Origin of the sequence: Photobacterium frigidiphilum (assembly GCF_003025615.1) — a bacterium.
In the GTDB taxonomy this organism is placed as follows: domain Bacteria; phylum Pseudomonadota; class Gammaproteobacteria; order Enterobacterales; family Vibrionaceae; genus Photobacterium; species Photobacterium frigidiphilum.
Genome location: NZ_PYMJ01000013.1, coordinates 116210 through 127815 on the forward strand (window position 1 = coordinate 116210; position 11606 = coordinate 127815).

Annotated in this window: 9 protein-coding genes and 1 pseudogene; 2 read left to right on the forward strand and 8 right to left on the reverse strand. The window is 41.2% G+C overall.

What is annotated here, in order from left to right; all coding sequences use genetic code 11:
• Window positions 1-28: 28 nt before the first annotated feature.
• The 5 genes from C9J12_RS14505 to C9J12_RS14525 all read right to left on the reverse strand — a co-directional run bounded on the left by C9J12_RS14505 (window position 29) and on the right by C9J12_RS14525 (window position 7283).
• Window positions 29-3100 (reverse strand): efflux RND transporter permease subunit, encoded by a 3072-nt coding sequence (locus tag C9J12_RS14505; RefSeq protein ID WP_107243366.1) that lies wholly within the window; start codon window positions 3098-3100, stop codon window positions 29-31.
• Window positions 3097-4182: an efflux RND transporter periplasmic adaptor subunit gene (locus C9J12_RS14510; protein ID WP_107243367.1), complete on the reverse strand. Its 1086-nt coding sequence runs from the start codon at window positions 4180-4182 to the stop codon at window positions 3097-3099. Before C9J12_RS14510 ends, C9J12_RS14505 begins: the two co-directional genes overlap by 4 nt.
• A 2-nt stretch (window positions 4183-4184) precedes the next feature.
• On the reverse strand, window positions 4185-5138 hold the full coding sequence (locus C9J12_RS14515; RefSeq protein ID WP_227876367.1) for an efflux RND transporter periplasmic adaptor subunit: 954 nt from the start codon (window positions 5136-5138) through the stop codon (window positions 4185-4187).
• A gap of 536 nt (window positions 5139-5674) precedes the next feature.
• Entirely contained in the window at window positions 5675-6898 is a 1224-nt protein-coding gene (locus tag C9J12_RS14520) for an HlyD family secretion protein (protein WP_107243369.1), read from the reverse strand.
• The gene (locus tag C9J12_RS14525) at window positions 6891-7283 is read right to left on the reverse strand and encodes an MFS transporter (RefSeq protein WP_227876368.1); all 393 of its coding nucleotides are present in this window, start codon (window positions 7281-7283) and stop codon (window positions 6891-6893) included. Before C9J12_RS14525 ends, C9J12_RS14520 begins: the two co-directional genes overlap by 8 nt.
• 183 nt (window positions 7284-7466) lie before the next feature.
• Between C9J12_RS14525 and C9J12_RS14530 the strand changes: the two genes are divergently transcribed.
• Window positions 7467-8480: an AraC family transcriptional regulator gene (locus C9J12_RS14530; protein ID WP_107243370.1), complete on the forward strand. Its 1014-nt coding sequence runs from the start codon at window positions 7467-7469 to the stop codon at window positions 8478-8480.
• A 17-nt stretch (window positions 8481-8497) separates the two neighbouring features.
• On the opposite strand, the gene C9J12_RS14535 is transcribed toward C9J12_RS14530, so the two are convergent.
• The gene (locus tag C9J12_RS14535; RefSeq protein ID WP_107243371.1) at window positions 8498-9010 is read right to left on the reverse strand and encodes a hypothetical protein; all 513 of its coding nucleotides are present in this window, start codon (window positions 9008-9010) and stop codon (window positions 8498-8500) included.
• 235 nt (window positions 9011-9245) lie between these two features.
• Here C9J12_RS14535 and C9J12_RS14540 point away from each other — a divergent pair, with 235 nt between their 5' ends.
• A complete protein-coding gene (locus tag C9J12_RS14540) occupies window positions 9246-10181 on the forward strand; it encodes a universal stress protein (protein ID WP_107243372.1) in 936 nt (311 codons plus the stop codon).
• 250 nt (window positions 10182-10431) lie between these two features.
• On the opposite strand, the pseudogene C9J12_RS14545 reads toward C9J12_RS14540, so the two are convergent.
• Together C9J12_RS14545 and C9J12_RS14550 are read right to left on the reverse strand one after the other, a co-directional pair.
• Window positions 10432-10587 (reverse strand): annotated as a pseudogene (locus C9J12_RS14545) (DDE-type integrase/transposase/recombinase); the annotation flags it as partial.
• 174 nt (window positions 10588-10761) lie between these two features.
• Window positions 10762-11606 (reverse strand): BCCT family transporter (locus C9J12_RS14550; protein ID WP_193944672.1); only part of this gene is annotated, 845 nt, incomplete at its 5' end.

Consider the following 11606-nt stretch of genomic DNA (forward strand, 5'->3'; position numbering starts at 1 on the left):
GGGATTTGTATCTAGCAACTAGTCAGAATTAGAACTCTTTGTAACTACGATACTTAATACTAAAGAAGATCGTATAGAGCACAGGCACGATGAGCAGGGTCAGAATAGTGGCAACACCTAAACCAAACATGATTACCGCAGCCATCGACTCGAAGAAAGCATCTGTAACCAGTGGCAACATACCTAAAATCGTTGTGATCGCCGCCATACAGACAGGACGTACACGACTTACCGTTGATTCAAATACAGCCTTAAACGGTTCCTTTCCTTCTGAAATATCAAGATTTATCTGATCAAGTAAGACAATACCATTTTTAAGCAGCATACCAGACAGACTTAGCATCGCAAGCAATGCCATAAAACCAAATGGCGTTCCCATTACCAGCAAACCCATAGTGATGCCTATCATGGCTAGAGGTACACAGCACCAAATAACCAAAGGCTTTAATATCGAGTTAAACAAGAATACGGTAATAAGGAACATCACCATAAAACCCATTGGCAATGAAGCAAACAGCGCGGCACTTGCATCACCAGACGATTCATATTCACCTCCCCATTCGAGCTTGTAACCTGGTGGTAGTTTTATAGCTTCTACCTGAGGGCGAACCTTCTTAAATAACTCGGCTGGTAAGATGTCATACTCAAAATCAGCATCGGCAAATACGGTTAAAGTACGTTTTCGATCGCGACGTTGAATAATTTGGTCTTCAAATTTAACATCAAAGCCATTTATTACCTGCTGCATAGGAACATAGACCAATAGTGTCGGACTCCAGATCAGCAGGCTATTGATAGACTCAATATTGACCCGTTCCTCATCTGGCAAACGCGCGACGATAGGCAAGAGATTAGTACCTTCACGATACAATCCGGTCTGTAGCCCCGCAAAGGCATAATTCAGGGTATGATCGACATCTTCCTTATTGATGCCTAAGCGACGAGCCTGAGTTTCATTAAATTTTGGTTCAATGAATTTAGTCCTTTCCCGCCAATCGTGACGTACGTTCACTGTACCTGGGGTGGCATTAAATATTGCCATCACTTCAGTCGAAATATCACGCAGTACATCAGGATCGGAACCTTGGATCCTTGCCTCAATTTTAGCGTCTGTTGATGGACCTATCTCTAGTCGCTTAAACTTTAACTGGGCTTGCGGGAACTCAGCCTCGATTTGTTGACGATATGTCGACATTACAGAATCAAGCATATCAAAGTCTGATGTCCGTATTGCTATTTGAGCAAAAGCTGCATAACTTTTTTGTGGTTCATAGGTCAGCATAAACCGTTGAAAACCTTTACCTATGGTGGACGATATAAATTCAACATTATCCAGCTTACTTGCTATTTTCTCCATACCTGCAATGGCTTCACGAGTTTCACGAATATCTGTTCCCTCCGGCAACCAGACATCTACCAAAAAGATAGGTGTTGTTGAAGGTGGGAAAAAAGACTGCTTCACGTAACCGAAACCCATGATTGAGATGGCAAAAGCGACCACAACAGCCATTACCGATACCCAACGGAATCGCATACACACATCAAGTAAGGCTTTATAGCCGACAAAGAATGCACCTTTGTATGGATCGCTTTCTTCTTCACCGCTTTGCGCCACCCCTTCTTTACCAAAAAAGAGTTGAGCAAAAAACGGGGTTAAGGTAATTGCTGTAACCCAAGATAAGGTCAGGGAAAATAGCAGAACCCAGAACAAAGAGCCGGCAAATTCACCTGTAGAGTCAGGCGAAAGACCGATAGGCGCAAAAGCGGTAATAGCAACAATTGTTGCGCCCAACAGCGGCCACATCACCTGACCAACAATGGATTTAGCCGCCTCAAGTGTGGATTGACCACGTTGACGCCCCATCAGGATCCCTTCAACAACCACGATGGCATTATCAACCAGCATACCCAAGGCAATAATGAGAGCACCAAGAGATATTCGCTGCAGCTCTATCTCCGCCATTAGCATCAGGATAAATGTGCCTAAACAAGTCAAAAAGAGAATTAATCCAATCAGGATACCGCTCTTTACTCCCATGAATATCAACAGCACAATAATAACAATCACGACAGCAGCTACTAGGTTCAAAATAAAATCACGAACCGAGTTATCAACTTCCACAGGCTGGTTATACATAAACTCCGAAGTCATACCTGCAGGGCGGGCAAAATCAATATCTGCTAATTTATCATTAACTGCTTTACCTATCTCGACGACATTAACCCCCTGACTGAAGGAGATACCTATATTGATCGCTTGGCTCTGATCAAAAGTAACAAAGTGATCGGGTATTTCCTGAAATCCTCGGTGGATCGTAGCGACATCTTTTAGATAAATGAGCTTATCTTTTGATGTACCAGGAATAATTAGGTCACCTAACTCTTCGACAGATTGAAAAGCGCCTGTTGGACGCAAACTTAAGTTTTCACCGGCAATACGAATATTGCCGGAGTCAACGACCATATTCTGGGAGTTAAGCAAATTGGTAATAAGGGTTAGATCGATTTGGAACGAAGCCAATTTACTTAACGATATCTCAATAAATACTTGCTCTTGCTGCTGTCCCTCAAGCGTGACTTTACTGACGCCTGGAACCAACTCCAATTCACGTTTCACATAATCGACATAATCTAACAGATCTTGGTAGCTATAATCATCGCCACGGACCATCATCATGACGCCATACACATCACCAAAGTCATCATTAACCAATGGCGTATGAACCCCAGGCGGCAATTGACCTGTCATGTCTCCCACTTTACGTCGCAGCTCATCCCAAATTTGAGGTAACTCATCTGGACCATAAGTATTTTTTATGGTCACTGTAATTTGGGACATACCGGGGGTGCTAATGGAGACAATATCATCCACATAAGACAGGGCCTGAATCGCCTTCTCTATAGGATAAGTGACCTCTTCCTCTACTTCTGTAGCGGTGGCTCCTGGATAAACCGTTACGACAACGGCATCTTTAATGGTAAAAGGTGGGTCTTCCAGTTGGCCTAAACCGAAGAATGACATTACACCGCCAATCAACAGGATCAGAGTAAACATCCAACTTATGATGCTGTTCTTAACAAAATAACTTGCAATATTCATCTATTATCCTTTATCTGCTCAACTTTTTGGCCTTCGGTCAAACGTGAAGCTCCATCAGATACGATCACTTCTCCATCCTTCAAACCCGCTGTGATTTCTATCATATCGCCCGAAAGAATACCTAAACGGACCTCTCGGAGCGTTACTGTCTGACTATCGCTTTGATATACCCAGACATTAGAAATTTGCTTATCCAACAACAATCCATCTTGCATCATCACGGTATTCACTGGCACCAGATACCCGCGACTATAGGTATAAGTCATATTCTCTAAGTCAACCTTTACTTTAGCTTGCATACCTTCAAGCACCTTATGCTCATGATCAAAATCAACCGCCAAAGTGGCGATATAGCTGTGAGTCACAGGATCTTTGATCATGCTCACTTCCAAAGGTCTACCCTCAAACGTGATATCGGGATAAGCTTCAAAGGTCACATCAAAAAGTTCATCATCTGTTCTATCCTCTTCCCGTACCGCAACAGAAATGATCATATCGGGTATTTGTACATCCACTTCGATCAGGTCCATTTTGTGCATACTCAAAACAGAAACACCCGACTGGATATTTTCAAAAGCATCGAGGAATACATCACCAACTATGCCGTCAAACGGCGCCCTTAACTCGGTATACTCCAGCGTAAGTTCTGCCATACGGAACTCTGCCTTGGCCACCAAATACTCAGCACGCATCTTGTCGTATTCAGCCTGCGACATCAGCTTTTTCTTTAACATTGACTTGCCACGTCGGTACTGGTTATTGGTCTGCTCTTTTTTGGCTCGGCGATCATTGAGCGCAATTTCGTAGTCACTCTTATCTAAAACCGCTAACAAGTCGCCTTTTTTAACCTGTGTCCCTTTCGAGACAGGGATCTCTGCAATTTTTCCATCTACACGAAAAGAGAGCTCCGCCAGATCATGCGCTTTAGCAACACCATTAAAGACTCGTCCTACTTCGTTCTTAAATTCCGGTAATTGAAATACCTCAACACGAGCAACTTTTTCTTCATATTCAATTTCATCAACGCACCCCAGCAGAGCTGTACTGCTCAATAAAGTTATCGCTAAAATTTTCATTTTCATGATTACAGCCCCCTCTCTTTAACCCAAGGCACTGCGGCTTGGCCATCTTGTAATTCAGTTGCACCGGTCGTCACTAGCCAATCACCATCTTGTAAACCGCCCACCAATCGACCGTCATCAAGCTTTATTGCTACTTTTTCCAATTTGTCGCTTTCAGGTAACCAACGAAAAACAAAATTATTGCCATTATCTTGGATTAAAGCACCCGCAGGGATTTCAAGTAATTTATCATTGGCAGAACCAGGAATAGTGAGCTTCACCTTTGCATTCATGCCTGAAAGAACGTTCACCTGTTCGGGAGTCGGTAAAGTGAAAACAACGGTATAGCTTGCTGTTGATGGATCTGCGACTGTGCTCAGTTCTTTAAGGCTAGCTTCAAACCACTGTTCTTTTCCCTCAAAATTAATTTCAACTTTGAATGCGCTTTCTTCTTGTTTTTGTACTCGTTGCAATGAGCCTATATATTGCTCAGCCAGCTGAAAGCTGACATCGATGAAGGATTCCGTTTGAATTCCCAACACCTGCTGTTTTTCTCTAACAAACTCAAATTCTTCCGAATAACGAGTTGAGATAGCCCCGTCATAAGGTGCCAGCAACTTAGTATAGTCACGATCGTTATTCGCCTTATCTAAAGCTGATTTGGCGGTAGCTAGTTGGCTCTTAGACTTATCAAAATCATTTTTAGATATAAAGCCTTTACCCACCAATTGCTTAGATCTTTTATAAAGAACTCGCGCTAATTCATATTGTGATTTTGCAACCTGATATGCCTGCTCGTACATAGCAGGGTCTATAGTTGCCAATAGATCACCGGCCTTAACTTGAGCCCCAGGTCTAACCAATATTTCGTTAATTTCACCAGCAACGCGAAAAGAAAGTATTGCTTGGTCTGACGCCTGTACCTCCCCTGGTAATATTCGTTCTTTTTGACCATCACCAATCAGGACCTGTATCATCTTCACTGGCCTAGGGTAATCAGGCTCACTCTCAATCTTTCTTTCATTACCGCAGGCAGTAAGAAAAGTCAGGCTAGTAATTAGCAAACAAGCCCTGAAGTAATGCAATTTCATACCTAAGGATACCTTTTAGTGATATTTATAATATTTACAAAAGTATAGTGTAAATATTAATCATAATTAGACTGAATTATATTTATATATGTGTACTTAATTACCCTAATACTCCGCCTTCTTAGCTATACCCAAGTCACCTCAAGATGCAGGATTCAGAGTGACCTCAGCGTGTATAAATAAGCGCCTTGCCTAGAGCCCAACCAATTCTCGCTGAAACGAGCATCTTGAGGTGACTTGGGTATTCACTTATATAAATAAGTTCATGCGGGTGAGATCATGGCTAAAAAATGATTGGTAATATAAAAAAAAAGCTGTAATCCTTAAGCCTCAAAGGATTACAGCGAACTACAGTCAGCATTTATACTGCAGAAAATGGTTAGCGGTTTTAGCTACGGTATTTATACGTTTTTTATCCGCTATTACATTGACCAAATGTAGAAGATTTGCGATTTCATTCGAATAATAATACCTCGAATAACATCTAAGAATCCAAGAAAGCCAATTGGTTTTTCTGCACTTATCCATGCTAAACCTACAGAACCTACTGGAATGTCATAACCTTCTGTTTCATTAAGCTTTAATCGAACAAAGTGGTGTTTATTCGCAACATTAGCACCTGTTACTTGTCGGACATTATCGTCTCGTGCCAATAAACTACCCTGCGATTCGCCCGTGGCTTCAATAATACCTTCCACTTCAGCGTTAAATACTTTTCCGGGATAAACAGCAGAAGTAAATTCAGCCATCTGCCCTGATTTTACATTACGAATTGCCTGGTGGTTAACTCGCATTAATACGTATTTTTCTTCGGTGTACATCTGAATACGTGGCATAACACCGACATATTGCCCTTCACGCATAATAAAATTCGTCAAATAACCATCAGCGGGAGCATGTACTTTCGTGTTATCTAAATTCCACTGTGCTTGCGCGACATTTTCTTGTTCGGTTACAACATCAACCTCATGACTATTTACATTCAGCTGTGATTTTTCAAAATCTAATTTAGCTTTGCTTGCCAATAATATTGATTTATCTAACTGAGATACAAGTGTGATTTTCTTGGCTTTCGCCACTTCTACCGCAGTACTTTGTTCATCGATCATGCTTTCAGTAATTGTATGATTAACAACTTTATTTTGCTCAATGTAACGATTATACGTTGTCTGTTTCCATCTCAAATCTTCTTCCGCTGCATTAATTTCGTTCTTAGATATTTCAATATCTTTCAATGATGCTTGGTATGACGATTCAAAAATACGGACATCTTCTTTAGAAATACTTAATGAAACTTCTGCTGAATTAAGTAATGCCTCTGCTTTATTCTTCGCTATGAGGTAAGGTTCATCATCAATTTCATATATTAATTGTCCTTCTTTCACCTTTTCATTAGGGCTTACATAAATAGCTTTCACATTGCCTTTAATTTTTGTTGAACCAGGACGAAGTTGGATATGGGGTGATTGCACCAGTGAGCCACCAGACAGATCCATCGGGGCAAATGTGATAAGCCCAACCCATACAAACATCAACCAGCCTGTTCCACCTAAATAGGCAAAACTTTTCGAATACTTATTCCACGGCATACCCACTAAACGAAGTAGGTAAATAAACAAAGCCCAAACAGCTAAACCTTCAAGCATGCTCAGTCTCCTTAGGTGTTGTGGTTACAGATGAAGCAGGTGTTGTTTTATGTTCATTTTTATATTCAGAAGATGGAACACGCTCAAGCTCATCATCTCCTTTCCAGATATCACGAATTCGACGCAATGCTTGTTCACCATCTACAAAGGCGATAATGACAGCAACTACCCACACCCAATGCCATATAAAGCCAATCCATGTAAGGGCGGTAATCAGTCCTATTTGATGATGTTCTTTACTTGCTGCTTTATGAATAGGTAATTCATGTATCTTCCAAAAACCGATACCAACGGCAGCAATAGTGCCGATCAAAACAATCGCGGCAACGACATGCAAAGCGGTATCTACGCCAGTATCAACGAATGGCATACTAAAGAGGCTCATTTACAATCTCCAATTTCATGAGAGCAATTATTATTTCGTATTTTTATTTTCGAGTATTGTTATTGATATCACATAAAAAGCACCAATCATGGATAGAATAAATCAATAATTACCAGTTATTGATATACTTCATCCTTACGGTGTTATTCAAAAACAGTTTTTGTCATTTCAGCGAGATAAAATATGATTGATATTCCATTTATCAGAACAACTTTTTTACTGCCTCTCATCGCTGGTATTGAAAAACATTTTGGTATTACCTCAAATGATTTAGGCATACCAAAACGTATTATTGATGAACCTATGTCATTAATTCCTCTTTCTGAAGTAATGATATGGTTAGAAAAAATCGAACGTAAAACAAACAACCCAGCCTATATGATAGATATTGCCTCGGAATTGAAGTTTTCTAATATGGGGTATATTGGAGAGTGGTTTTTATCTTGCCCTGATCTCTCTCTCGCCTTTCGTCGTATTAACTATGGAACATCATGCTTACAATCGGGTACGACATTCCACGGTGAGCAATCAGGAAAAATGATTAAGTGGTGCTACAACAGCAGTAAAGCTAAAGGTCGCGCTCGCTTACATGACAGCTTGCGGGTCGCTATTATGTATATGCACGCGCTAAGATATTATATGGGAGAAAAATACTGCCCAATTTCAGTAGAGATAAGTGGCCCACCTTGCGGAAAAGGTAAAGCTGAAGCTTTCTTTGGTTGTAACATTCAATGGAATGCCCCCGAAACCAAGGTGTGGATCGATATGGCTATTTTAGTTACTGGCAATAAAAAGGAATTTTCGGTTACACGCCCAATCATGATGTCTAACTTACAACTTGATGATTTACTAAATATGCCTCAACCACAAGACACCGCAAAAGTAATATTTGAACTGGTCAATTACGCTCGATATTACGGTCGCCCAAATGTTGACTTTGTTGCCAAGCTCATCGGGTTATCACGTCAACAACTTCAACGTCGTTTACATGAATATGGTTGGAATTTTACTGTCATTACGAGTTACGTTCTGTGTAATTTAGCGATTAAATATATGATGGAAGGCATGAAAATAGCCGATATTGCTAAAGAACTCGGATATACCAACACCCAGAGTTTTAGTAAGGCTTTTCAAAAATATAGAGGGGTAACCCCCTATGAATACCAACAGAAATTACTCGAACGTAGCCGTCACTAAAAGCATATATACCCAGGTTACCGTAAGACTATACTTATGCGCTCTTGTTTTTCACACTGCATCGAAAAGTGATCTTCTGGGGTAATGTGATACCACATATCAAATTGCGCTTTTTCATCGCCTTTCAATGTTGGCTTAAAGAAAATTCGATAACCTGTAAGATCACGGCGTTGATCGTAATTAAATGGATCAATATTATGTGGATCAGAGATGATTTCACGCGTTAATGCTAAGGGCTTTAACACGTAATCATTCCCTTTTAACTCAAAACGATAATCAATAAATAATTTAAATTCTAACTGTGTTTTTTTCTCTGATTGATAACGTACCCACTCTTCAGACATCACGGTTCCATCATCACGAAAGTCATACATCACCCAACTTTCTTCATTGGGGTCCGTTACTTCAGTAGGCTCACATTGCCATTTACCCTCAAAATTAAACTGCGATGATGAAGCCATCACTGAAGATGGAATCAACATAAAAGGAAGCAATAACCCCAACGTCGATATTTTTTGTTTAAATTGCATTGTTGATCCTTCCTTAGACCGTTTCCTATGAGTGTTACATAACGGTAAACCTAAGTGTACAGTAAACCATGGATAATTTAATAACTCATCAACCCCAACTCATAAACACACGTAACAGTCTGCTATTACTTAAACGATTTCGAAGATGCTGTAGCTTTAACCCTCTTACATAATTTTTTCATAGATTTTGATCTATGCTGTACATGTTAATTATTAATTATTCTTGGGAGGCGCTATGAACTTCAATCAATTATTAATTCCCATTGCTCCAGAGCAGCCACTTGGCGACTCATTCCATCAAGCTTTACGTTGTGCAAATAGCAATGCATCACAAGTAACACTACTAATGGTAATCGAAGAGTTGGCAGAATTAAGAGAAATTGCTAATCACTCTGGCACGACATTAGACTTACTCGATAAAGCCACCAAGGTTTATCACGCCGAATTAAAACAACATGTACTCAATCTTAAGGCTCTGTATTCCAATGTGAAATTCAACACCCAAATTCGAACAGGTATCCCTTTTATAGAGATCATCAAAAGCGCAAAAGAATTTCAATCCAAAGTCATCATTATTGATTCACATCGAAGCAACAAAGAGCGGGCCTGCCAATCGGGAAGTACAACTCGGCACTTAATGCGAAAATCCGAAATTCCAATTTGGTCAATTAGTCCCAATTCATCACCGATTCGAAACGTCGTAGCCGCGATAGATTTTTCAAATCAAGATAACGAGGATTTCACGGATAAAATTATTTCGTTAGCCATCGAATTTTGCACGTTAACTGGTGCGGATCTTACACTTTGCCATGCTTGGCGCCTCGAATCTGAAGGTTTTTTAAGAAAATGGAGTGGCTATAGCGAACTAGATATTGCCCTTGTTGCCAAGAAAATGCGTACGGATAGAGCAATGCGTCTGAAATCGCTTCTAATGCCCTATGAGAATAGCCTGGTCAATACAAAAGTGCGGCTACTGGAAGGTGATGCGAGAAGCGTGCTTCCCCAGTTTGTAGAAAAAGAATCTGTCGATGTTGTTATTCTGGGCTCACTTTCCCGTTCAGGTGTTGCTGGCTTCCTTATGGGAAATACTGCAGAGTCTATGCTCAATCAGCTTAATTGCTCTGTTATCACCCTCAAACCTGATGCATTTCGCTCACCAGTGCTTAGTTAGTAATGCCAAAGCAGTAAATAGAAGTCTATTCTAAGGGCAATGAACAATGAGGTGTGCGTGATATACCCAAGTCACCTCAATATGGTGGAAAAAAAGCATGGGGTAACGCCTGCCACATGGGCCAAACTCAGCTCACAATGATTACATTGACTCTTTGTTGGCACTTTAAAGCCGAACACTATAAGACTACTTGAAAAACGTTTTTTACAGCGAGGGCAAACCAATTTTAGTTGCCTGATAGAGATGAAAGTTAGAGTACCCCTCGGTCAGAATGGATAATGAGGTCTGGCTCAATCTCTCTTCGATTAAGCGCTATATTCAGTACGTCAGTGATCAACTGTTCAGTCATCGTTGTGCCTAATGACCAACCGACTATTTCCCTCGAATAAAGGTTCATTACTGTTGCTAGATAAAGCCACTATCAGATTTTCAATTATTCATGATCGCAACATATCACTTTATGCAAACAGAAAGATCTAACCCTACGTTCTTTAGGAATCTTTTTTGAGAAACAGCCAGACAAGGACGCCGACGAATATAAAAACGTTAACATTAAGTAAGGTATCCACTAATTGCAGCGTCATTTGAAGGTCTCCTTTCTTAGCTCTTTGATAAAACAGACTGCGATCAACAAAACTATGTAAACGAACGGCAAGGCACCCAAGGCGATGATGCTTTTGACGGCAGCGATGCTGTTGGAGAAAATCATCACCAACCCAAGCGCTCCCAGAATCACCCCCCAAACCAGTTTAGTCTTCGTGGATGGATTGAGATCACCACCACTGGAAAACATGGAGAGTACAAACGCCGCACTGACCACGCTCGTCACCACGAAGAGGAAGGCTGCGATAACAGTGGCACCGATCGTCAGATCGGAAAACGGTAACTTATCGAGGACAAAAAATGTGGTGCTATCGATGTGATTGTCAATCACATCTAGAATTGCCACATCCGTTTCCAATACCCCATAAAACCCGACACTACCAAAAACGCCGAACCAGAAGATCGAGAAAATTGACGGCACTAGAACCACTCCGAGGATAAATTCCTTGATGGTTCTACCCTTTGAAATACGAGCGATGAATACGCCCACGAACGGCGACCAGGCCAGCCACCACACCATGTAGGTGAGGGTCCAGGATTGAAACCAGTTGCCCGCAACCTCATCATAAAAGGTCAGAGTATGGAAACCCTGTGTCAGGACTCTTGAGAAGTATTCGCCAGCCCCTCCCATGATCCCACCCATAATGTAATGGGTGGGTCCGGCGAGGATGACGAAGAACATCAGACAGCCCGCGATGGCCATGGCGGTGTTAGAGAGCACTGCCATCCCCTTGCCAAGGTCAACCGTCAGCGGGCCGAGGTAAGCGATGATCAGCATCCCAAAAATGATCAAGCTGATGGTCATTCCCGATTTTTCCAACC

Excerpts from the sequence above, each read along its gene's own strand:
- C9J12_RS14505 (WP_107243366.1), bottom strand. The coding sequence starts at position 3,100 with ATGAATATTGCAAGTTATTTTGTTAAGAACAGCATCATAAGTTGGATG.
- C9J12_RS14510 (WP_107243367.1), bottom strand. The coding sequence starts at position 4,182 with ATGAAAATGAAAATTTTAGCGATAACTTTATTGAGCAGTACAGCTCTG.
- C9J12_RS14515 (WP_227876367.1), bottom strand. The coding sequence starts at position 5,138 with ATGATACAGGTCCTGATTGGTGATGGTCAAAAAGAACGAATATTACCA.
- C9J12_RS14520 (WP_107243369.1), bottom strand. The coding sequence starts at position 6,898 with ATGCTTGAAGGTTTAGCTGTTTGGGCTTTGTTTATTTACCTACTTCGT.
- C9J12_RS14525 (WP_227876368.1), bottom strand. The coding sequence starts at position 7,283 with ATGAGCCTCTTTAGTATGCCATTCGTTGATACTGGCGTAGATACCGCT.
- C9J12_RS14530 (WP_107243370.1), top strand. The coding sequence starts at position 7,467 with ATGATTGATATTCCATTTATCAGAACAACTTTTTTACTGCCTCTCATC.
- C9J12_RS14535 (WP_107243371.1), bottom strand. The coding sequence starts at position 9,010 with ATGCAATTTAAACAAAAAATATCGACGTTGGGGTTATTGCTTCCTTTT.
- C9J12_RS14540 (WP_107243372.1), top strand. The coding sequence starts at position 9,246 with ATGAACTTCAATCAATTATTAATTCCCATTGCTCCAGAGCAGCCACTT.